Consider the following 21,000-nt stretch of genomic DNA (forward strand, 5'->3'; position numbering starts at 1 on the left):
GGCCGCATGCGGCCGCGCTTACCAGGCGCTCTCCGATTGCGGCGTCGCGCGAGCGGCGGCCGCATGCGGGAACGTCATCGCGACGCGCAACCCACCCTCTTGCGCGTTGCCGATCTCGCATACGCCGCCCTGGCGGCGCGCAAGCCGTTCGACGATCGCGAGGCCGAGACCGCTGTGGCCGTTGCCCCCGCGCGCCGGATCGAGCCGCACGAACGGCCGGCTGGCATTGACGAGATCCTGCGGCGCGATGCCGCGGCCGTGGTCGCTGACCGACAGCTCCCAGCCTGCCGGCGTACGTGTTGTCGAGATCACCACGGGTGGTGCCCCGTAGGCATGCGCGTTGTCGAGCAGATTCGAGAGAATCCGCTCGAGCGTCGCGGCCGGCAGGCGAAAGCCCGGTCCGGCGGCGAGTTCGGTGCGCACGGCGGGGCCGCCCGGAGCGACGGCGCGATAGGTCCGCGCAATGCGCACGCATTGTGCGTCGACTTCGACGGGCTCGCTGCGGTCGTTGCCGTCGTGCGCGAAGGCGAGAAATTGGTCGACGATATGAGCGAGCGAATCGACGTCGCGCACGACCCCGTCCCGTAACTTCACCTCTTCCATCATCTCGGCGCGCAGGCGCAGGCGGGCGAGCGGCGTCTTCAAATCATGCGCGACGCCGGCGAGCATGACGGCGCGATCCTGCTCGGTGCGCGACACCTCGCGCACCATCTGGTTGAAGCCGCGCGTAAGATCGCGCAGTTCCCGGGGGCCGCGCTCGACGAGCGGCGGCACGCTCTGCCCGCGGCCGAACCGGACGACAGCTTGCGCAAGGGCCCTCAGCGGCTGCTGCAGGCGCCAAGCGACGAAGAGCGCGCACATGACGGCGATCGAGAAGATGATGGCGAGCCATTCGAGCATCTGATCGCGCGGGCGCGGCGGATGCAACGAGAGCATGGGCACGACGATCCAGTCCTGATCGGCTGCCTCGTGCACCCAAAGGGTCGGCGGATGCCGTGGCGGCCCGACGCGCACGAGCGAGCCCGGCGGCAGGCGGTCGCGCACGTCTTCGACGAAGCGCTTGAGCGGCGGGGGTAGATCCGGGTTGGGCGGCGGCACTTCCGGGCTGGCGGGATCGACGAGCTGCACGCGCGAAGGCAGCGGCACCGTCGGCGTGCGGACGACGTGCTGGCGCACCGCGTCGATCAGAAAGGCCGCCTCCTCGACGGCGTAGCGCGTCTGCGTCTCGCTGCGCTCGACGCGGATCAGCACGAACCAGGCGAAATGCGAGATCAGCAGGACGGCAACGACGAGCAGCGCGAGCCGGCCGAACAGCGAATCAATTGGGCGCCGCATTCGGTTCGCCATTGGGAACGAAGACATATCCGCGGCCACGCACGGTTTGGATGAAACGAGGCGTCGACGGATCCGCTTCGAGGATGCGCCGCAGCCGCCAGACCTGCACGTCGATCCCGCGGTCGGTGCCGTCGTACTCGGGCCCGTGCAGCAGTTCGAGCAGCCGCTCGCGTGTGAGCGTGCGCATCGGGTGATTCACGAAGATCTTCAAGAGGGCGAACTCGCTGCCCGACAGCGTGAGCGGCCGGCCCTCGAGATTGAGCGTGCGCGCCTGAAAATCGAGTTGGAAGCGGCCGAACCCGAACGGCTCGCGCTGCTCGGGCGCGGCCGAGGGAATCGTGCGGCGGCGGCGCAATACGGCCTGCACGCGCGCGAGCAGCTCGCGCGGATTGAAGGGCTTGCCGAGGTAATCGTCGGCGCCGAGTTCGAGCCCGACGATGCGATCGACGTCGTCGGCGCGCGCCGTCAGCATGATGACGGGGATGTCGTCGCCCGTCGCCCGCAGTTTGCGCAGCGCGGTGAGCCCATCCACGCCCGGCATCATGAGGTCGAGCACGATCAGGTCGGGCCGCTCGCGTTCGAGCCTGCGCTCGAGCGAGGCGGCGTCGTGCAGCACCGAAACCTCGATGCCCTGACGAACGAGATAGTCGCGCAGGAGGTCGCGCAGTTCGGCGTCGTCGTCGACGACAAGAATTTGTGTAGCCATGGCGTGAAGTTTAACCGCGAGCGTCGCACGCGCTCGCGGGGTGGGCGGGACAAAGGGTTACGGGACATTACGCCGAAAGCCGCCCGTAATCGCGCGTAACAGGCCGCGGGCGCCGCGTAACACGCGCCCCGCACGGAAAGTCTAGCCTGATGTTACCGAGCCCATGCGTGCCGTACGGCTCGCTACTTTATCTTTCAGGAGCATGAAATGAAACAAACCCTAAGCTCGCTGCCCCTGGCCCGGCGCGCGCAGAAGAAAAGTCCGATTTCGCTCGCGCCGTCGCGCTGGATTGCGGTGATCGCCGCGGCACTCACGCTGGGTTTCGGCACGGCTTACGCCGCCGAAGGCGGTATGGGCGCGGGCGGGGCCGGCGGCTGGCATCACGGATGGCATGGCCATCAGCACAGCGACGGCATGATGATCATGAAGGAGCTCGGCAAGCTGCACAACGAGCTCAAGCTCACGCTCACGCCCGCTCAGGAACAGGCCTGGCAGAACGCGCTGCAGACGATGAAGCAGGAGCACGAGGCCGCTCGCGCCGATCACGAGGCGGCACGCAAGCAGTTCGAGGCGTTGAGCCAGCAACCGGTGCTCGACCTGAACGCCATGCACGACGCCCATGAAAAGCTCGCGAGCCAGGAACGGCAACGGCACGAGCAAGTGACGGCGGCTTGGCTGAAGGTGTACAACAGCCTGAACGACCAACAAAAGAAGGTCGTCAGCGATGACATCAAGCAACGCTTCGCCCGCATGATGCACCGTCACGAATGGATGAAGCAGCATCAGCAGGGCGGCGCGCAGCCGGCGACGCCATCCCAAAACCAGTGAGTCGGTGATACGCGCGATAAGTCTCGCGCGCCGGTTACGCTTTACCCCTAGTGTGCGCCCCTTCGCACACAACCCTTCGCCGCGCCCTGCTCCAGGGCTGCGGCGTTTTTTTGCCTTGCTCGTCGCGCTCGGGTTTCGCTACGTCCAAGCGTTCGCTACATCGGGCATGCTTCCCGGCAGCGGCGCCGCAATGGCGCGGCAACCGGCTTCAGGTAAAATATCGCGCTTTTCCAGCCGACCGTCCGGTTTATGTTATTGGGGTTTGCCTCAAGAGCATATGAGGAGCATATGAGGGGCTTATGAGCGCCGCGGCGCACCGTGATCGAGCGGCACCGGCTGCGAGATAGGACCGGATCTGGCTTTCGTCGCTCGCTTCGGTCACGCAGCGCCGGCCCCAATATTCAGAGCGCGCCATTTTTGGCCGCTTAGTATTTCGTTTCACGTCGCGCGCCGATTCGCGCGCCGTCAAGGACTGCACTACCTACCATGCTTTTACAAGGCTACGGCCCGCTGATCCTCGCCGGCACTTGGCAGACCGTCAAGCTCTCACTGCTGTCGCTCGCGCTGGCCTTCGTGCTGGGCCTTATCGGCGCGGCCGCGAAGCTTTCGAAAAACCGACTGTCGCACGGCATCGGCACCGTCTACACCACGCTCGTGCGCGGCGTGCCCGATCTCGTACTGATGCTGCTGCTGTTCTACAGCATCCAGATTTGGCTGAACAACCTGACCGATCTCGTCGGCTGGGACGAAATCGATATCGATCCGTTCGTGGCCGGCGTCATCGTGCTCGGCTTCATCTATGGCGCCTATTTCACCGAGACGTTTCGCGGCGCGTTCCTGTCCGTGCCGCGAGGCCAGCTCGAAGCCGGTGCGGCTTACGGCATGACGAGTTGGCAAACGTTCTCGCGAATCATGTTCCCGCAGATGATGCGTTTCGCGTTGCCCGGCATCGGCAACAACTGGCAAGTGATGGTGAAGGCCACGGCGCTCGTATCGATCATCGGGCTGGCCGACGTCGTCAAAGCCTCGCAGGACGCCGGCAAAGGCACGCTGCGCTTTTTCTTTTTCACGTTGATCGCGGGGGCGATTTATCTCGCGATCACGACGGTTTCGAATCTCGTGCTGCTGTGGCTCGAAAAACGGTACTCGATCGGCGTGCGTAAAGCCGAGCTATAAGGTCTTCCCTATCCACCATGATCGAGCTGATTCACGACTACTGGCGCAACTACCTTTTCACCGACGGCTATCAGACGACGGGCCTGGCCATCACGATGTGGCTGCTCGTCGTATCGATCGGCATCGGCTTTTGCTTGTCGGTACCGCTGGCCGTTGCGCGGGTATCGCACAACAAGGTGCTCTCGAGCGCCGTTTGGCTCTATACGTACATCTTCCGCGGCACGCCGCTCTACGTGCAGTTGCTGTTGTGCTATACGGGCCTCTACAGCCTCGACGTCGTGCGCAATCACGAATTGCTGAACGCGTTCTTCCGCCAGGGGATGAACTGTACGCTGCTCGCGTTCACGCTCAACACCTGTGCGTACACGACCGAGATCTTCGCCGGCTCGATCAAGGCGACGGCGTACGGCGAGATCGAAGCGGCGCGCGCTTACGGCATGTCGACGTTCACGCTCTATCGGCGCGTGATTCTGCCCTCGGCGCTGCGGCGCGCGCTGCCTTTGTACAGCAACGAAGTGATTTTGATGCTGCATGCGACGACGGTTGCCTTTACGGCCACCGTGCCCGACATCCTCAAGATCGCGCGCGACGCCAACTCGGCCACCTACCTGTCGTTCCAGGCGTTCGGCATCGCGGCTCTGCTCTATCTTTGCATCTCATTCGCGCTTGTCGCCCTGTTTCGCCGCGCCGAGAAGCGCTGGCTCGCCTACCTGCGCCCGCAAGGCAAGTAACCCATGCATAAGCTTTTCATCGACGATCTCCACAAGCATTACGGCAGCAACGAAGTACTCAAAGGCGTTTCTCTCAAGGCGAAGGCCGGTGACGTGATCAGCGTCATCGGTTCATCGGGCTCGGGTAAGAGCACGATGCTCCGCTGCATCAACTTTCTCGAACAGCCGAGTGCCGGGCGCATCCATGTCGACGGCGAAGAAGTGCGCACGGCCAAGGACAAGACGGGCGAGCTGCGCGTGTCCGATCAGAAGCAGTTGCAGCGGATTCGCACGAAGCTGTCGATGGTGTTTCAGCACTTCAATCTGTGGGCGCACATGAACGTGCTCGAGAACGTGGTCGCGGCGCCGATGCATGTGTTGGGGCTCGCGCGGAGAGAAGCCGAGGAGCGCGCGCGGATGTATCTCGAGAAGGTGGGGCTCGCGCCGCGGCTCGAGAAGCAGTATCCGTCGCATTTGTCGGGCGGACAGCAGCAGCGCGTGGCGATTGCGCGCGCGTTGGCAATGAATCCCGACGTGATGCTGTTCGATGAGCCGACTTCGGCGCTCGATCCTGAGCTCGTCGGCGAAGTGCTCAAGGTGATGCAGAAGCTGGCTGAAGAAGGGCGGACGATGATCGTTGTCACGCACGAGATGGGGTTTGCACGCAACGTGTCGAACCACGTCATGTTCTTGCATCAAGGCCGCGTGGAAGAGGAAGGCGCGCCGCAGGACGTGTTCGGCAATACGAAGAGCGAACGGCTACGGCAGTTTTTGGCGGGGAGTTTGAAGTAGATTGCCTCCACTCATGCGGGGCAAGTCTCATCGGCATCGAAGATTAGGCTTGCGGACGGGTCCTGACCTGGACGCGATGCCGACACGTCCGTATAACGACATGCCGATAGGCACCCTGCGCCTGCGGATGCTGATCGAAGACGTCGGTGACGATTTGCTCGCCCGTTTGTTCCCGCCAATCGCGCATATCGCGGCGCAGCGACAAGAAGCACATCGACGACGAAAACCGCAATTGATAGAACGACAAGAACCCGTCGCTGCCCAAACGCGAGAACGCCGTCACGTAGCCGTGATGCGGCAAATAACTTCCATCCGTTTGCTGCAACCACAACGTAACCGGCTGTGCGATCAAAGCCTGTAGATCGATTTCCTTGCCGTTGATCGAGGCAGCTTCTACAACGAATTCGTAGTCGCTTCCCAAGCGGGGCGTGCCTTTCGCATACAGCGGCAGCAACCAATCAGCACCCAGCGGCGTATCGAGTCGAATCAAACGGCCGTTTTGTCCGCCTTCCGCATACGCGGTTCGAACAATGCGTGAGATCCCTTTGAGATCGGCCCTCTCAGACAATTTTGCGTTTTTATAGGGGGCCGATTTCAATCGAATCATCGCAAGAAATGCGACATCGCGAGTGCTCGATCTCGGCAATTGCGGCTAAATCGGAACGATCTCGGCACGCGGACGCCCGCGCATGCAGGAGGGCCGCCAGATACGCAGCGGTATCGAGCGTCTGCACTAAAGCCTGCCTCGCGCTCTGCACCATTTACGACCCGTGCCCAGTCAATTGTCGTGGCGAACTACCCTCTCCAATATTTGGCGTCAATCCTCAAATTCCTGAACGACAACTTTACGCAACATGTGCGTCCGTTGTCCCAGTACGGGCCCGCAAGGCGTTGCGGGCCGCCGCGGCTACAGGTCCCAGCATCTGAATATGGCAATTTAGAGACACCTGCTAGCAAGACTACGATTTGCTTGGCCACAAGCATGTATTTTTGCTAAATTAGTAACCAAAGTAGCAAAACAAAGTCCGGCAAATGTAGTTTTACTTCAAACGAGGAGACACCGCCCCACGAGCGGTCTCGAACCCGAGCATAGCGCGAATGGCCCACCAAGCCCGCGGCTAGCCCTCGAGCGTTCCGATGAATCTCCCCTGACGACGGACGGATTCCCGCTCGGGCGACGTTCTCGCCCGAGCGCTATTCGCAGTAGTGGCTTCACTTTTGACAGGGTAATGGAGGAGAAGATGAAGAAAGTAATGCTCGCCGCGGCGCTCATGTCTGCCGGCGTCATCGCGCACGCACAAAGTAGCGTGACGCTGTACGGTCGCCTCGATGCGGGTGTCGAGTATATGACGGGCCTGCAAAACGGCACCGGCGGCTCCACCTCGCGTATCCGCGCAGAAAGCGGCGACTGGGGCACGAGCCTGTGGGGCTTGAAGGGCACGGAAGATCTGGGCGGCGGCAACAAGGCCCTGTTCCGGTTGGAAGGCTCGTTCAATACGATGACCGGCGCGGGCCCTGGCCCCGGCGAGCTCTGGAATCGCTTTGCGACGGTCGGCTTGTCGAACCAGACCTACGGTACGTTCCTGTTGGGTCGTGAGCTGTTCATCTCGAACGGCGTGTGGGACTTCGATCCGTTCGGCCAATCGAGCTGGTCGTCGGCATCGCTGGTGCGCGGTCGCAACTGGCCGCAATCGAGCAACAACATTTCGTGGCAATCGCCGACGTGGAACGGCTTCGACATCTACGGCCAGTACTCGCTGTCGAACGCGTCGAACTGGAACGGCAACAACTCGACGACGCAAGGGCGTGAAGACGGTCTGCAACTGACGTACACGAACGCGCTGTTCCAAGTGCGTGGCATGTACGACGAAATCCGCAACCCGGCGGACGGCTCGCTCAACGGTCAAGCGATTTCGAGCGGCAACCCGGTGCCGAGCGGCGCATTCAACTACTCGCGCGAATACACGGCTGGTTTGAACGTGTTCCTCGGCCAGTTCAAGCTTTCGGGCGCTTACCAAGCGATCCGCACGTCGGGTGAGCTCGGCGCGGCTACTGGCCTCGCAACGAGCCTCAACCACGAATGGGGCGGCGTCACGTGGCAAGCCACGCCGGCCGCGGCTGCCATCGCCGCTGTGTATCACGTGAACGGCAACAACGGCTCGGGCAATGCGACGATCTATTCGATCGGCGGCACGTACAACCTGTCCAAGCGCACGCTGCTCGACATCCAGATCGCCACGGTCCGCAACAGCAAGAGCGCAGACTTCAGCCTGGAAGCGAACGGTGTCGACAACGCCGACAACCCGCTGCCCGGCCACAGCCAATCGGGTGTCTACGCCGGTATTCAACACTCGTTCTAAGCGAACGGCGTAGTCGAAAAGAACAGACTTAACTCAGTTTCAAGTTTCACGCTGCTGCGAGAGGCGCGTATCGGTGCGATGTCCCGTTAGGGCGTCGCACCTTTTTTTTGTTTCTACGTTCTTGTATCGACGTATATCGGCTTATGCCCGCGCCATCGGTGCGATCACGCGCATACCCGCACAAGCCAGGGCGATCACCGTCTGCGCATGCGGCGCCCGCCCCTGCTCATCGCGTCATCAAACGAGCACTACCGCTCATCAAACCGCCGCTTCGTTCTCTTCACCCGTGCGAATCCGAATCACGCGCTCGACTTCGGTCACGAAGATCTTGCCGTCGCCGATCTTGCCCGTGCGCGCCGCGCCGATGATCGCGTCGATGACTTGGTCGCATTGCCCTGCCGCGACCACCACTTCGATCTTCACCTTCGGCAGAAAATCGACCACATACTCGGCGCCGCGGTACAGCTCGGTGTGCCCTTTCTGACGGCCGAAACCCTTGACTTCGGTGACGGTCAGCCCGGTGAGGCCGACATCGGCCAGCGCTTCGCGCACTTCGTCGAGCTTGAACGGTTTGATGATGGCGGTGATGCGTTTCATGGTGTGCCTCGTGGAAATCGGACAAACGGATGGGTCGATTCTACGCCGCGGCGCCGACGGCACCGCGATGCTGCGGATTTCATTGGATCGGTTCGGTGTAGCGCGAGGTGATCGGATAGCGCCAGTCGCGCCCGAACGCGCGATGCGTGACGCGGATGCCGATCGGCGCCTGACGCCGCTTGTATTCGTTCAGCTTGATCAGCCGCGTGACGCGCGCGACGTCCTCGCGCGCATAGCCGGCCGCGACGATTTCGCAGAGCGCTTTGTCCTCTTCCATGTACATACGCATGATCGCGTCGAGCACCTCGTACGGCGGCAGGCTGTCCTGGTCGGTCTGGTTCTCGCGCAGCTCCGCCGACGGCGCTCGCGTGAGGATGCGCTCGGGAATGACGTCGTGCTTGGCGAACAGGGGCGCGCCGTTGCGATAGCGGCACAGGCGATAGACGAGCGTTTTGGCGATGTCCTTGATGACGGCGAAGCCGCCTGCCATGTCGCCGTACAGCGTGCAGTAGCCGACTGCCATCTCGCTCTTGTTGCCCGTCGTCAGCACGAGCGAGCCGAACTTGTTCGAAAGCGCCATCAAGAGCGTGCCGCGAATTCGCGCTTGGATGTTTTCCTCGGTCGCATCTTCGGGCAAGCCGTCGAATTCGCCCGCAAGCGCGCCGCGAAACGCGTCCATCATCGGCGCGATCGCGATTTCGTCGTATCGCACGCCGACGCGCTGGGCCATCTCCGCCGCGTCGGATATCGAGATGTCGGCGGTGTAGCGCGAGGGCATCATCACGGCACGCACACGCTCGGCGCCCAGTGCGTCGCAGGCCACCGCGAGCACCAGCGCCGAATCGACGCCGCCCGACAACCCAATGATCGCGCCCGGGAAGCCGTTCTTGCCGATGTAGTCGCGCACGCCGAGAACGAGCGCCGCGTAGACCTGCGCTTCGAGCGAATCGGCCGGCGCGACTTCGCTCGCGAGCGGCCGGCCGTCCTCGAATTCGACGATCGCATGGCCCTCGACGAACTGCGGCATACGCGCGACCATCTCGCCTTGCGCGTTGAGCACGAACGAGCCGCCGTCGAAAATGAGTTCGTCCTGCCCGCCCACGAGATTCACGTAAACGACGGGTAGGCACGTCTCAGCGATGCGCGCACGCGCGATGTCGACGCGCGTCGCTTCCTTGTTCATGTGAAACGGCGAGCCGTTCGGGATCAGCAGCACCTGCGCACCCGCCGCTTTCGCGAGTTGAGCCGCCGACGCATGCCAAGCGTCTTCGCAGATGATGAGCCCGTACTTCACGCCGTCGAGCGCGAAGACGAACGGTGTCGTGGCCGAAGCGAAGTAGCGCTTTTCATCGAACACTTCGGCGTTGGGCAAGTCCTGCTTCATGTAGGTGCCGACGATCCGGCCGTCTGCAACCAACGACGCGGCGTTGTATGTGTCGACAGGCGGCACGCCGCGCTCGATCGGCCGGTTTGCATTACCATGACCGCTCGCCGTGTCGGCATTGCGCGCCGTGCCGGCATCGCTCGCATTGGCGGCGCGGTGCGGATGGCCGACGATGACGTGCAGGCCGGCGAGCGGCTCGAGCTGCTTCGCCAGTTCGTCCAACGCCGCGGCGCTTGCCGCGTAGAAGGCCGGGCGCAGCAGCAAGTCTTCGGGCGGATAGCCCGAGAGCGAAAGCTCGGGGGTGATGACAAGCTTGGCGCCGTCGCGGTACGCCGCGCGCGCTGCATCGACGATTTTCGCGATGTTGCCGGCGAAATCGCCGACGGTAACGTTGATTTGAGCTAAAGCGATACGGGTCTTCATGGGCAGTGAGCTGCAAGCGGCCAATATGGCCGGATGACTCGGCGAAATGAACGACGGGCAGAACGACGGGCGCGCGGCGACGCACATGCATCGAACCGTCCCGAAGAACACGGTCAGAAAGTTGAAACAGGAACGCATCGATTATCGCATGGGGCTTCTCGCCTCGCCGCTCGAAGTCGACGCGCGCGAGTGGAACGCGCTCGTCGCACGCCAGGCTCAACCGACGCCGTTCTTGCGTCACGAGTTCTTGAGCGCGCTGGCCAGCACGCAATGCGCGACCGAGGAGACCGGATGGGGCCCGCGCTTCGTCACGCTCGTCGATGCGCAAACGGGCGCGCTCGCGGCCGCCGCGCCGCTTTACGTGAAGAACCACTCCTACGGCGAGTACGTCTTCGACTGGGCTTGGGCCGATGCCTATCAGCGCAACGGCCTGTCGTACTATCCGAAGCTCGTCTGCGCCGTGCCGTTTACGCCCGTGCAAGGCACACGTCTGATCGCCGTTAGCGAGGCCGCGCGGCGCCAGCTTGCCGCTACGCTCGTCGCGCTCGCGGAGCAGTCGGACGTCTCGTCGCTGCACGTGCTGTTTCCCACCGAGCTCGAAGCCGACGCGCTGGCCGGGCTCGGCATGATGCGGCGCGAAAGCATCCAGTTCCACTGGCTCAACGACGGCTATCGCGATTTCGACGATTTTTTGTCGACACTCGAACAGAAGAAGCGGAAGAACATCCGCGCGGAGCGGCGCAAAGTGCGCGAGGCCGGCATCGCGTTTCGACGCGTGCGCGGCGAGGACGCGACCGATGCCGATTGGCGCTTCTTCAATCGCTGCTATCGGCAAACGTACCGCGAGCACTTTTCGTCGCCGTATCTGAATCTCGACTTTTTCCGCACGATCGGCCAAACGATGCCGGAGAACCTGCTGCTCGTCATCGCCGAGCGCGAACGCCGGCCGATCGCAAGTTCGCTGCTCGTCTATCAGCGCGACGACAAGACAGGCGGTACGCTCTACGGGCGCTACTGGGGCGCCATCGAACACGTGCCGTGCCTACACTTCGAAACGGCCTACTATCAGCCGCTCGAGTTTTGCATCGACGAAAAGCTTGCCGTCTTCGAGGGCGGCGCGCAAGGTGAGCACAAGATGGCGCGCGGCTTCATGCCGACCGTCACGCATTCGGCGCATTGGCTCGCGCACCCGGCATTCTCGGATGCCGTCGCGCGGTTTCTCGCGAACGAGGCGAACCTCATTCACGCGCATGCCGACGAGTTGCGCGAGCACGATCCGTTCAAGAAGCGCGCATAGCGCTCAACACGAGAAAAACGAATCGATTCGACGATGACTTGGTTTCTCTACCTGATCGAATGCGCCGACGGCAGCGTCTACACGGGCATCGCCACCGACGTTCAGGCGCGCTTTGCCAAGCATGCGACAGGCAAAGGCGCGCGCTACACGCGCGCGCGCAAGCCTGTGGCGCTGCTCGCCTCGTTCGAACTCGCCGATCGTTCGAGCGCGTTGCGCGCCGAATATCGCGTCAAGCAACTCCCGGCCGCCGAGAAGCGCGCACTCGCGGCCGGCACGCGCACGTTGGCGTCCGTGCTGCCCGAACCGGCCGTTACTTCTTGAAGTTGGCGACGCCTTCGCTAATTTCCTTGTGCGCTGCGTCGACGCCGGCCCATCCTTCGACCTTCACCCACTTGCCCTTTTCGAGCGACTTGTATTGCTCGAAGAAGTGCTTGATTTGATCCTTGAGGTATCCGGGAACGTCGTCGATCGACTTCATGTGCGCCGTCATCGGGCACAGTTTGTCGTGCGGCACGGCGACGAGCTTCGCATCGACGCCCGATTCGTCGGTCATTTGCAGCATGCCGAGCGCGCGCGAGCGCACGACGCAGCCCGGGATCAGCGGGAACGGCGTGATGACGAGGACGTCGACGGGATCGCCGTCGCCCGACAGCGTTTGCGGGATGTAGCCGTAGTTGACCGGGTAGCGCATGCCCGTGCCGATGAAGCGGTCGACGACGAGCAGGCCCAACTCCTTGTCCGCTTCGTACTTGACCGGATCGCTTTGCGCCGGGATTTCGATGACGACGTTGAAGTCTTGCGGAAGGTCCTTGCCCGCGGGGACGTGATTGAAGCTCATGGCGTTCTCTTGACGAAATGGAAACGGGGAAAACGTGAGGCTCGCGCGGCCGGATTCGGTTCCGGTGCATGCCCGATCGGGAAGCGCGCCGCTGCTGGCGGCGAACGTTGCGCGCCATTATAGCCGAGCGGCGCATGCCACTTTGCGCACGGATCGCGCCATAATCGGGCCTGGTGGCGTTTCGACAGACGGTTCTGACTCAAAAATGAGGAGCCTTGGATGGAAGAAGCGAAGCACTTCATCGGCGGCGGCTGGATGGCCTGCGCCGCCAACGAGTCGATCGACGTGATCGATCCGTCCGACGGCCAGCCGTTCGCGCGCATCGCGCGCGGCCATGCCGCCGACGTCGAAACGGCCGTGACCGCGGCGCGCGCCGCCTACGAGGGCGCGTGGGGACACATGAGCGCCGCCGAGCGCGGCCGCGTTCTGTACCGGCTCTCGATGCTGATCGCCGCCTGCGGCGAGGAACTCGCCGGCCTCGAAGCACGCGACACGGGCAAGCCGCTGCGCGAGGCGCGCGCCGATGCCGCCGCGCTCGCCCGCTACTTCGAGTTCTACGCTGGTGCGTGCGACAAATTGCATGGCGAGACCCTGCCCTATCAAGCGGGCTATACGGTCATGACCGTGCGCGAGCCGCACGGCGTCACCGGTCATATCGTCCCGTGGAACTATCCGATGCAAATCTTCGGGCGCAGCGTCGGCGCCGCCCTCGCCGCGGGCAACGCCTGTGTCGTCAAGCCCTCCGAAGACGCCTGCCTGTCGCTGCTGCGCGTCGCCGCGCTGGCAGCCGAGGCCGGCTTGCCGGCGGGCGCGCTCAACGTCGTCACGGGCTACGGCGCCGAAGCGGGCGCGGCGCTCGCGCGCCATCCGGGCGTCGATCACATTTCGTTCACGGGCTCGCCGAGCGTGGGCGCGCTCGTCTCCCAGATGGCCGCCGAGCATCACGCGCCGGTCACGCTCGAACTCGGCGGCAAATCGCCGCAAATCGTTTTCGCCGATGCGGACCTCGATGCGGCGTTGCCGACGCTCGTTTCGGCGATCGTGCAAAACGCCGGTCAGACCTGCTCGGCCGGCAGCCGCGTGCTGATCGAGCGCGCCGTCTACGCGCCGCTCGTCGAGCGCCTAGCGGCCGCGTTCGGTGCGCTGCGCGCCGGGCCGAGCGCGCGCGATCTCGACTGCGGTCCGCTCATCAACGCGAAGCAGCGGCAACGCGTGGCGCAATTCGTCGACGACGCCAAGCGCGACGGCGTGCGCCTCGCCGCGCAAGGCGAGATCGCCGCAGACGCCCCGCACAGGGGGTTCTATCAAGCGCCGACCCTGTTTGCCGACGTCCCGCCCGAGCATCGGATCGCCCAGGAAGAAATTTTCGGGCCCGTGCTCGCGGCACTGGCTTTCGACGATGAGCCGCACGCCTTGGCGCTCGCCAACGGCACGCGCTATGGGCTCGTCGCGGGCGTCTGGACGCGCGACGGCGCGCGCCAGTTGCGCCTCGCGCGGCGCCTGCGCGCAGGCCAAGTCTTCATCAACAACTACGGCGCCGGCGGCGGCGTGGAACTGCCGTTCGGCGGCACGGGGCGATCGGGGCACGGGCGCGAGAAAGGGTTCGAAGCGCTCTACGGCTTCACCACGCTCAAGACGATCGCAATTCGCCACGGTTAGGACGTTCGTTTCCGTTGGTCGTGAGTTGGTCGTAAGTTGGCCGTCAGTCAGGAGGAAGACATCATGCGGTTGAAGGGCAAAACGGCGGTCGTCACGGGCGCCGGCTCGGGCTTCGGCGAAGGTATCGCCAAAACGTTCGCAAGCGAAGGGGCAAACGTCGTCGTGAACGATTTGAACGGGGCCGCCGCCGAGCGCGTGGCGAGCGAGATCGCACTTGCGGGCGGGCGCGCGATCGCGGTCACCGGCGACGTCACGAAAATCGACGACTGGCATGCGCTGCGCAACGCCGCGATCGAGGATTTCGGCAGCGTGCACATCGTCGTCAACAACGCCGGCACGACGCATCGCAACAAACCCGTCATGGAAGTGACCGAAGCCGAGTTCGACCGCGTCTACGCCGTCAACGTCAAAGGCATCTACTGGAGCGTGCAAGCGTTCGTGCCGTACTTTCGCGAGCAAGGCGGCGGTGTGTTCGTCAACATCGCCTCGACGGCCGCCGTGCGTCCGCGCCCGGGCCTCGTCTGGTACAACGGCAGCAAAGGCGCCGTCATCGTTGCGAGCCGCGCGCTCGCCGCCGAACTCGGCCCCGACCGCATCCGCGTGAACTGCGTCAATCCCGTCATCGGCGAAACGGGCCTGCTCACCGAGTTCATGGGCTGCGAGGACACCCCCGAAAACCGCCAGCGCTTCGTCGCCGGCATTCCGCTCGGCCGCTTCTCGACCCCGCAGGACGTGGCGAACGCCGCGCTCTATCTCGCCTCCGACGACGCGTCGTTCATCACCGGCGTCAGTCTCGAAGTCGACGGCGGACGCTGCGTCTGATCGCTTACCCCCAACGCTTCACCCCACTACCACAAAACGAAGAGGAGACATCAACCATGGCCAGTCCCAATCCCGTCGATCCGCTCGCGATACCCCGCGCGGGCGCGTCGTCGTCGAGCTTCGAGGAAGCCACTTATCGCAAGGTGTCGTGGCGGCTCCTGCCGCTGCTGCTGCTCTGCTATCTCGTCGCCTACCTCGATCGCGTCAACGTCGGCTTCGCCAAGCTGCAGATGGCCTCCGCGCTGCACCTGAGCGATGCGGTCTACGGCCTCGGCGCCGGCATCTTCTTTCTCGGCTACTTTCTGTTCGAGATTCCGAGCAACCTGATCCTGCACCGCGTCGGCGCGCGGCTATGGGTCGCGCGCATCATGGTTTCGTGGGGCGTGATCTCGATACTGACGATGTTCGTCTCGACGCCCGCGATGTTCTACGCCATGCGCTTCTTGCTGGGGCTCGCGGAAGCCGGCTTCTTTCCCGGCATCATTCTTTATCTGACCTATTGGTATCCGGCGCATCGGCGCGGGCGCATGACGACGTGGTTCATGACGGCGGTCGCGCTCTCGGGCGTCATCGGCGGCCCCGTCTCGGGCTATATCCTCAAGACGTTCAACGGCGCGAACGGCTGGCAAGGCTGGCAGTGGCTGTTCCTGCTCGAGGGGCTGCCCTCGGTGCTCGCAGGCGTGCTCGTCTTTTTCCTGCTCGACGATCGCATTGCGAACGCGCAATGGCTCAGCTCGGAAGAAAAGCAACTGCTCGAACGCAACATTGGAGCCGAAGAGGCCGGCAAAGAAGATATGCCGCTTCGCACCGTGCTCGCGAGCGGGCGCGTGTGGCTCATGAGTGCGATTTATCTGTCGTTCGTAATGGGCCTGTATGGCGTGAGCTTCTGGCTGCCGACGATCATCAAAGCCACGGGCGTGACCGATCCGTTCACGATCGGCTTGCTGTCGGCCATTCCGTTCGCCGTGGCCGTCGTCGCGATGCTGGTGGTCGCGCGCAGCGCGGACAAGCGTCGCGAGCGGCGCTGGCACGTTGCGCTGCCGGGGCTCGCCGGAGCAGTCGGGCTCGTGCTCTCGGTGACGTGGGCGCACGACACGACGCTCGCAATGGCCTCGCTCACGCTCGCCACGGCCGGCATCATCACGTCGCTGCCGCTCTTTTGGAGCCTGCCGACCGCGTTCCTCGCAGGCGCAGGCGCGGCGGCCGGCATCGCCATGGTCAACTCGATCGGCAATCTCGCCGGCTTCCTGAGCCCTTACGCGGTAGGCTGGCTCAAGCAGGCGACGGGCGCGAACGATTCGGGCATGTACATGCTCGCCGGCTTCATGGTGCTCGGTGCCGTGCTTGCGCTCAGCGTGCCGGCGCGACTCGTCGATAAATAGCGGGGAAGCGGGAAAAGGCGCCGCCGTCCGAGAGCGCGGCGCCACGGTCGCGCCCGGGCCGCTCATCCGGGCCCGCTGGTCGGTCGGCTGCCCGGCCGACCGACCAGCGGCTCAAACGATCTTCATCGCGAGCGCGCTGGCGCGATAGTGCTCAGCCGCGTGCACCGTATCGCCGAGTTGCTCGAACAACCGCGCGAGCGCGCGGTGCGTGCGGATGACGAGCGCATCGTTGTCGTCGGCGTGCTTGAGCGCCGACTCCAGGAACGACTGCGCTTTGCCCCATAGCTGCTGATGCAGGCACAGGCGACCCAGCGCGAACATCAGATCGGGGTCGTCGGGGCGCTCCTTGCGCCACGCTTCGGCCTTTTGAATCAGCGGCAGCGCGTCGGCCTGCGCCGTCTCGGGATAGCGGCGCAACAGCCGCGCATCCCAGTTGTGCGCCAGCGCGTCCTCGACGATCTTGCGTGCCTCTTGATGACGATTCAGCGCGAGCAAGAGCTCGGCGGCGAGGTCGGCCAGCCGCGGCGATTGCCGCTCGGCCGGCGCGAGCGAATGCCACAGCGCGAGCAACGCATCGGGGTCGTGGCGACGATCGCGCAGCAGATTTTCGGCCGCTTGCTGGCGCAACCGCACCGCGACGGCCGGATGCAGCGCCTCGCGCTTTTCGAGCGTCTTCACGAGCTTGAGCACTTCGGCCCAATTCTTCAGTTGCTGCTGCGCGCGCAGCGCGATTTGCTGCGCATGGATGCGCCGCGTGCCTTGCGCCTGCATCTCGGTGAGGGCCGTCAATGCCCCTTCCGGATCGCGGCCGTCGGCGCGCATGTCGGCACCGGCCATCAAACGCGCATCCTGCCAATCCGATGCGTCGATCGCAGCCAGCCACTCGTCGCGGCGCACGTACTCGCGCATCCGGTGCGCGGCCACCGCGGCGACGAGCCCCGCCGCGCCCTTGTTCGAGTCGAGCGACAGCGCTTCGCGTGCCGCCTTTTCCGCACGCGAGAACCGGCCCGCATACAGATTGCCGATCGCCTCGCGCAGCGCCGCGTGCGCCTTCGCCTCTTTCGTGCGCACGCGATAAGCGGCAACGCGCCGCGGCATCGTCCAGACGTTGCGCAGGATGCGGATCAACGCATAGAGCACGATGAACAGCGCGATCACGCCGACGACGACGAGATTGAGCGAGACGTCCACGCGATACGGCGGATAAACGATGAGCACCTGCCCCGCATCGAAATGGCCGACCGTTGCCAGCACGACCGCGAGCACGAAGAGCAAGGCGAGCCACAGGAGTCCTCTGAGCGCCATCGTCAGCCTCGGCTCTTGGCGTTGTGAATGGCTTGCAGGCTCGTGTTCAGGTTCGGCACTTCGACCGTCGCCGCACCTTGCCCCACGTCCTTGATCAGCGCACGCACCGTTTGAGTCCGCTTGGACGCGCCATCGAAATAGCGCGCGAGCGCGGCGTCGGCGGCGTTCAAATCCGATTCGAGCGTGGCCTGGTTGCGCGAGAGCAATCCCAGGCGGGCCGACAGCAGCCGCAGCTTCACGTTGTCGCGGATGAACTCGGCCTGCTGCGGCGAGTTCAGCATCGCGTCGGCATTGTCGAGCCGGCGCACCTGCACGAGACCCTTGAGCTCGTCGCTCGCCGCGCGCGAAAACACATGCCACCAGTAGGCCACGCGCGATTGGCCGGGGCCCGCGGCGCTGGCCGCGCCCGCCGCCGACGCGCCGGCCGGCGCGGCCGCATGCACAGTCGGTGCCTCGCCGAGCAGCGGCAGCGTGTCGATCTGCGCAATGGCGTCGTCGAGCTTGATCGCCAGCCCGGTCAGATCGGTCGACGGCGCCGCTTTGAGTGTGTCGATGTCCTGCGCGATCGCGCGCCGCACGACGAGCGCCTGCGGGCTTGCCGAGGCGGCCAGACGCGAGTCGGCGCTCTGCAGCGCGAACAGCGCGAGCTGCGTGTTGCCCGTCAGTTGCAACTGCTCGCTCGCGCTCGAGAGCATTTGCTCGACTTCGGCAAACGTCCAGTCGTCACGATTTTGCGCGAGATCCTGGTACTGCTGCTGCAAGGCCTGCTGCGCCGTCTGCGCATCGGCAAGCTTGCCTTGCATTTGCGAGAGCGCCGCATCGGTCTCGTGCGCGGTGGCGACCGCCTGCTCGGTCTTCACGCGCAGCTCGGCCGTTTGCGCATCGAGCGCCTGCTGCCGCGCCGCGAGCTGGGTATCGAGCCGGTCGAGCTTGCGGTTGAATGCGAACGCGGCGACGCCCGTTGCGATCGCAAGCAGGATGACGAAGATCCAGACGAGGCCGCCGCCGCCGCGGCGCGGCGCGTCGTAGACGGGCGGCATCGGCGGCGTGAACGGCGGCGTCGCGGCCGGCTGGAACGAGGCGGGAGACGATTCTTGGTTCGTATCAGTCATGCGCGGATGGGTCGAGGAAAAGGCCTGGGCCATAGCGGCCTGGGCCACGGCGGCCTGAGCCGGTTGATCGAATGAGGCGCGAGACGATGCGGATAAGGCACGCAAGGCCCCTAGGATGCGCGCATCGCCAGGGCCCGATGCCGTAATCGTATCAAAACCCACTGCCCGCGCCGTCTCGGCGATGCGCGGGTGTGGCGCGACGAGCGGCGCATGCAGCAGCGACGCCAGCTCTGCATCGGTCAGCGCGGCGCGAGCGAGCGCGTCGAGGTTGCGCGCCGCCTCCGAACTCGTGATGAGCCAAGCATGCGGCGCGCCTCCAAGCAGCGCGCGCACGCGCTCCCACGTATCGGCAGACGGTGTGGGCACGACGCGGCGGTAAGCGCAGACGGCTTCGACCTGCGCGCCCGACTCGCGCAGGCGATCGGCCAACCACTCGCGGCCGCCGTCCCCGCGCACGATCAGCACAGGGCGGCCGGTCAAGGCGGCTAGGCCGAGCCGAGCCGACAGCGCGGCGAACAGCGCTTCGGAGTCGAAGCGCGTGCCCGACTCGCCATTTGCGCCGTTACCGTTGCCGTTGCCGTTTTCGCTCGTCGAAACGGAGCATGCAGGCGTACCGGCTGCGCCGAATGCGTCGCTTGCGGGCGCGCCCTCCCCCATCTCGGCCCCCGCCGGTGCGATCACCTGGTGGGTCGGCGCGACGATGCCATGCCGCGCCAGCTCGGCGACGCTGCCGGGCCCGACGACGCCGATCGGCACGGCCGCGGGCCAAGCGAAGCCAGGGACCGCTCCCAATGCGCGTTCGATCGCATTCGGCGAGACGAAGACGACGAGCGCATAGCGCTCGAGCGAGGCCAATGCGGCACGGAGCGGGCCGTCGTCCGCGGCGGCGGCGATTTCGATCAGCGGGAAGTCGAGCGCGGCGATGCCTTCACGTTCAAGCGCCGCGGCGAGCGCGGCCGACTGCCCGGCCGGGCGCGTGAGCACCGCCGTGAAGCGCGCCGCGCCGTCACGTTGGCTTGCTCGTGGACTGCCGGCGTCGGCGTTCGTCATCGGTCCGCGCGGCAGCTCAGGCCGCCGGCTCGGCGCCGCGCGCGGCCGCGAGCTCGGCCACGACGTCGCGCGCGCCCTGCGCCACGAGCGAGCGCGCCACGGTGTCGCCAAGCGCCATCGCGTCGGCCACGCTTGCCACGCTCGCCGACGCTTCGGCGAATGCGGGGCGGCTGCCGTCCGGCATCGACACACGGCTCGCGAGGTGCATGCGCTCGTCCTGCCAGCTCGCGTGCGCGGCGAGCGGCACGTCGCAACTGCCGCCGAGCGCGCGCGAGACGGCTCGCTCGGCTTCCACGGCCAGCCGCGTCGGCTCGTGCGCGAGCGGTGCGAGCCAAGCCTCGAGCTCGGGCCGCTGCGCGCGGATTTCGATGCCGAGCGCGCCTTGCCCGGCGGCCGGCAGGCTGTCGCCGACGTCGAGCCAAGCGCGAATACGGGCGGCCAGCCCGAGACGCTTCAAGCCGGCGGCGGCGAGAATGATCGCCGCATAGTCACCGCGATCGAGCTTGGCGAGGCGCGTGTCGAGATTGCCGCGCAGCGGCTGAACGACGAGATGCGGATAGCGGGCTCGCAAAGTCGCCTCGCGCCGCAAGCTCGACGTGCCGACGACGCTGCCGTCGGGCAGCGCATCGAGCGAATCGAAATCGTTCGACACGAACGCATCGCGCGGATCTTCGCGCTCCATCACGGCGGCGAGCTCGAACCCCTCGGGTAGCGCCATCGGCACGTCTTTGAGCGAATGCACGGCCAAATCGGCCCTGCCATCGGCAAGCGCGCTTTCGAGTTCTTTGACGAAAAGCCCCTTACCGCCGACCTTTGACAGCGTACGATCGAGGATTTGATCGCCGCGCGTCGTCATTCCGAGAATTCGGACGTCGCAAGATGGATATAATTTCCGCAGCGCATCGCGCACGAACTCGGCCTGCCACATCGCGAGACGGCTCTCTCGCGAAGCAATCACGAGTTCGGTGGGCGGTGCGGCTGAAAGCGTCTCGGAATTCATAAGTCAACACTTCGAAGGACGGGATCGAACATCGAGAAATGGTAGCACGCACGCCTTGCCCCATTTTTCGCGCTTGCCGGCGGTAGGGCGCGCCCCATCGCGCGCCGTCGGCATCCGGGGGAGGCCGCCACGAGCGCATCGCCCACGGAAACAGAGCGTACGCCAGCATGTTTGCAGTCGTTTGATCAGTTTTTTGTCGCTGTCAACAGTCAGCCCCCTTTCAT

19 protein-coding genes are annotated in these 21,000 nt (G+C 65.0%); 10 read left to right on the forward strand and 9 right to left on the reverse strand.

From position 1 onward, the window contains the following. Nucleotides 1-18: 18 nt before the first annotated feature. Both J3485_RS14190 and J3485_RS14195 read right to left on the reverse strand, forming a co-directional pair. On the reverse strand, nt 19-1,335 hold the full coding sequence (locus J3485_RS14190; RefSeq protein ID WP_206953439.1) for an ATP-binding protein: 1,317 nt from the start codon (nt 1,333-1,335) through the stop codon (nt 19-21). Then, nucleotides 1,319-2,041: a response regulator gene (locus J3485_RS14195; protein ID WP_206953441.1), complete on the reverse strand. Its 723-nt coding sequence runs from the start codon at nt 2,039-2,041 to the stop codon at nt 1,319-1,321. Before J3485_RS14195 ends, J3485_RS14190 begins: the two co-directional genes overlap by 17 nt. Before the next feature lie 207 nt (nt 2,042-2,248). Here J3485_RS14195 and J3485_RS14200 point away from each other — a divergent pair, with 207 nt between their 5' ends. From J3485_RS14200 to J3485_RS14215, 4 genes are all read left to right on the forward strand, one after another. Then, complete coding sequence (locus tag J3485_RS14200) at nt 2,249-2,869, forward strand: Spy/CpxP family protein refolding chaperone (protein WP_206953452.1); 621 nt, start codon at nt 2,249-2,251, stop codon at nt 2,867-2,869. 486 nt (nt 2,870-3,355) lie between these two features. Next, a complete protein-coding gene (locus J3485_RS14205; RefSeq protein WP_206953454.1) occupies nt 3,356-4,045 on the forward strand; it encodes an ABC transporter permease in 690 nt (229 codons plus the stop codon). Between the two features lie 17 nt (nt 4,046-4,062). After that, nucleotides 4,063-4,776 carry an ABC transporter permease gene (locus J3485_RS14210; protein WP_206953456.1) on the forward strand — a complete coding sequence of 238 codons (714 nt, stop codon included), beginning with the start codon at nt 4,063-4,065 and terminating at the stop codon, nt 4,774-4,776. Between the two features lie 3 nt (nt 4,777-4,779). Further along, complete coding sequence (locus J3485_RS14215) at nt 4,780-5,547, forward strand: ABC transporter ATP-binding protein (protein WP_206953464.1); 768 nt, start codon at nt 4,780-4,782, stop codon at nt 5,545-5,547. A gap of 43 nt (nt 5,548-5,590) precedes the next feature. On the opposite strand, the gene J3485_RS14220 is transcribed toward J3485_RS14215, so the two are convergent. Next, the gene (locus J3485_RS14220) at nt 5,591-6,037 is read right to left on the reverse strand and encodes a phage late control D family protein (protein ID WP_242538571.1); all 447 of its coding nucleotides are present in this window, start codon (nt 6,035-6,037) and stop codon (nt 5,591-5,593) included. A 751-nt stretch (nt 6,038-6,788) separates the two neighbouring features. On the opposite strand from J3485_RS14220, the gene J3485_RS14225 reads away from it, so the two are divergent. Beyond that, nucleotides 6,789-7,907, forward strand: coding sequence for a porin (locus tag J3485_RS14225; protein WP_206953468.1), 1,119 nt, complete (start codon nt 6,789-6,791; stop codon nt 7,905-7,907). 258 nt (nt 7,908-8,165) lie between these two features. On the opposite strand, the gene J3485_RS14230 is transcribed toward J3485_RS14225, so the two are convergent. Together J3485_RS14230 and J3485_RS14235 are read right to left on the reverse strand one after the other, a co-directional pair. Continuing rightward, the gene (locus J3485_RS14230) at nt 8,166-8,504 is read right to left on the reverse strand and encodes a P-II family nitrogen regulator (RefSeq protein WP_206953470.1); all 339 of its coding nucleotides are present in this window, start codon (nt 8,502-8,504) and stop codon (nt 8,166-8,168) included. A gap of 79 nt (nt 8,505-8,583) precedes the next feature. Further along, nucleotides 8,584-10,311 (reverse strand): NAD+ synthase, encoded by a 1,728-nt coding sequence (locus tag J3485_RS14235; RefSeq protein ID WP_206953472.1) that lies wholly within the window; start codon nt 10,309-10,311, stop codon nt 8,584-8,586. Between the two features lie 121 nt (nt 10,312-10,432). On the opposite strand from J3485_RS14235, the gene J3485_RS14240 reads away from it, so the two are divergent. Beyond that, nucleotides 10,433-11,608, forward strand: a complete 1,176-nt coding sequence (locus J3485_RS14240) for a GNAT family N-acetyltransferase (protein WP_206955817.1) — start codon at nt 10,433-10,435, stop codon at nt 11,606-11,608. 33 nt (nt 11,609-11,641) lie between these two features. After that, a complete protein-coding gene (locus J3485_RS14245) occupies nt 11,642-11,929 on the forward strand; it encodes a GIY-YIG nuclease family protein (protein WP_206953474.1) in 288 nt (95 codons plus the stop codon). On the opposite strand, the gene ppa is transcribed toward J3485_RS14245, so the two are convergent. Next, the gene (gene ppa, locus J3485_RS14250; RefSeq protein ID WP_206953476.1) at nt 11,919-12,446 is read right to left on the reverse strand and encodes an inorganic diphosphatase; all 528 of its coding nucleotides are present in this window, start codon (nt 12,444-12,446) and stop codon (nt 11,919-11,921) included. The genes J3485_RS14245 and ppa overlap by 11 nt on opposite strands. Nucleotides 12,447-12,665: 219 nt before the next feature. On the opposite strand from ppa, the gene J3485_RS14255 reads away from it, so the two are divergent. From J3485_RS14255 to J3485_RS14265, 3 genes are all read left to right on the forward strand, one after another. Beyond that, nucleotides 12,666-14,105, forward strand: coding sequence for an aldehyde dehydrogenase family protein (locus J3485_RS14255; RefSeq protein WP_206953477.1), 1,440 nt, complete (start codon nt 12,666-12,668; stop codon nt 14,103-14,105). Nucleotides 14,106-14,168: 63 nt separating this feature from the next. Continuing rightward, nucleotides 14,169-14,927, forward strand: coding sequence for an SDR family oxidoreductase (locus tag J3485_RS14260; protein ID WP_206953479.1), 759 nt, complete (start codon nt 14,169-14,171; stop codon nt 14,925-14,927). 56 nt (nt 14,928-14,983) lie between these two features. After that, complete coding sequence (locus tag J3485_RS14265) at nt 14,984-16,309, forward strand: MFS transporter (RefSeq protein WP_206953481.1); 1,326 nt, start codon at nt 14,984-14,986, stop codon at nt 16,307-16,309. Between the two features lie 111 nt (nt 16,310-16,420). Here J3485_RS14265 and J3485_RS14270 read toward each other — a convergent pair whose 3' ends face one another. From J3485_RS14270 to hemC, 3 genes are read right to left on the reverse strand one after another with little or no spacing between them, the layout of a single operon-like run. After that, nucleotides 16,421-17,614, reverse strand: coding sequence for a heme biosynthesis protein HemY (locus J3485_RS14270; RefSeq protein WP_206953483.1), 1,194 nt, complete (start codon nt 17,612-17,614; stop codon nt 16,421-16,423). A gap of 2 nt (nt 17,615-17,616) precedes the next feature. Next, complete coding sequence (hemDX, locus tag J3485_RS14275) at nt 17,617-19,776, reverse strand: fused uroporphyrinogen-III synthase HemD/membrane protein HemX (protein WP_206953485.1); 2,160 nt, start codon at nt 19,774-19,776, stop codon at nt 17,617-17,619. A gap of 16 nt (nt 19,777-19,792) precedes the next feature. Continuing rightward, nucleotides 19,793-20,776 carry a hydroxymethylbilane synthase gene (gene hemC / locus J3485_RS14280; RefSeq protein WP_206953495.1) on the reverse strand — a complete coding sequence of 328 codons (984 nt, stop codon included), beginning with the start codon at nt 20,774-20,776 and terminating at the stop codon, nt 19,793-19,795. Between the last annotated feature and the right edge of the window lie 224 nt (nt 20,777-21,000).

The organism is Trinickia acidisoli, from assembly GCF_017315725.1.
Classification (GTDB): domain Bacteria; phylum Pseudomonadota; class Gammaproteobacteria; order Burkholderiales; family Burkholderiaceae; genus Trinickia; species Trinickia acidisoli.

Excerpts from the sequence above, each read along its gene's own strand:
- J3485_RS14255 (WP_206953477.1), top strand. The coding sequence starts at position 12,666 with ATGGAAGAAGCGAAGCACTTCATCGGCGGCGGCTGGATGGCCTGCGCC.
- ppa (WP_206953476.1), bottom strand. The coding sequence starts at position 12,446 with ATGAGCTTCAATCACGTCCCCGCGGGCAAGGACCTTCCGCAAGACTTC.
- J3485_RS14245 (WP_206953474.1), top strand. The coding sequence starts at position 11,642 with ATGACTTGGTTTCTCTACCTGATCGAATGCGCCGACGGCAGCGTCTAC.
- J3485_RS14190 (WP_206953439.1), bottom strand. The coding sequence starts at position 1,335 with ATGCGGCGCCCAATTGATTCGCTGTTCGGCCGGCTCGCGCTGCTCGTC.
- hemC (WP_206953495.1), bottom strand. The coding sequence starts at position 20,776 with ATGAATTCCGAGACGCTTTCAGCCGCACCGCCCACCGAACTCGTGATT.
- J3485_RS14205 (WP_206953454.1), top strand. The coding sequence starts at position 3,356 with ATGCTTTTACAAGGCTACGGCCCGCTGATCCTCGCCGGCACTTGGCAG.
- J3485_RS14270 (WP_206953483.1), bottom strand. The coding sequence starts at position 17,614 with ATGGCGCTCAGAGGACTCCTGTGGCTCGCCTTGCTCTTCGTGCTCGCG.
- J3485_RS14265 (WP_206953481.1), top strand. The coding sequence starts at position 14,984 with ATGGCCAGTCCCAATCCCGTCGATCCGCTCGCGATACCCCGCGCGGGC.
- J3485_RS14210 (WP_206953456.1), top strand. The coding sequence starts at position 4,063 with ATGATCGAGCTGATTCACGACTACTGGCGCAACTACCTTTTCACCGAC.
- J3485_RS14195 (WP_206953441.1), bottom strand. The coding sequence starts at position 2,041 with ATGGCTACACAAATTCTTGTCGTCGACGACGACGCCGAACTGCGCGAC.
- J3485_RS14230 (WP_206953470.1), bottom strand. The coding sequence starts at position 8,504 with ATGAAACGCATCACCGCCATCATCAAACCGTTCAAGCTCGACGAAGTG.
- J3485_RS14235 (WP_206953472.1), bottom strand. The coding sequence starts at position 10,311 with ATGAAGACCCGTATCGCTTTAGCTCAAATCAACGTTACCGTCGGCGAT.
- J3485_RS14200 (WP_206953452.1), top strand. The coding sequence starts at position 2,249 with ATGAAACAAACCCTAAGCTCGCTGCCCCTGGCCCGGCGCGCGCAGAAG.
- J3485_RS14260 (WP_206953479.1), top strand. The coding sequence starts at position 14,169 with ATGCGGTTGAAGGGCAAAACGGCGGTCGTCACGGGCGCCGGCTCGGGC.
- J3485_RS14215 (WP_206953464.1), top strand. The coding sequence starts at position 4,780 with ATGCATAAGCTTTTCATCGACGATCTCCACAAGCATTACGGCAGCAAC.
- hemDX (WP_206953485.1), bottom strand. The coding sequence starts at position 19,776 with ATGACGAACGCCGACGCCGGCAGTCCACGAGCAAGCCAACGTGACGGC.
- J3485_RS14225 (WP_206953468.1), top strand. The coding sequence starts at position 6,789 with ATGAAGAAAGTAATGCTCGCCGCGGCGCTCATGTCTGCCGGCGTCATC.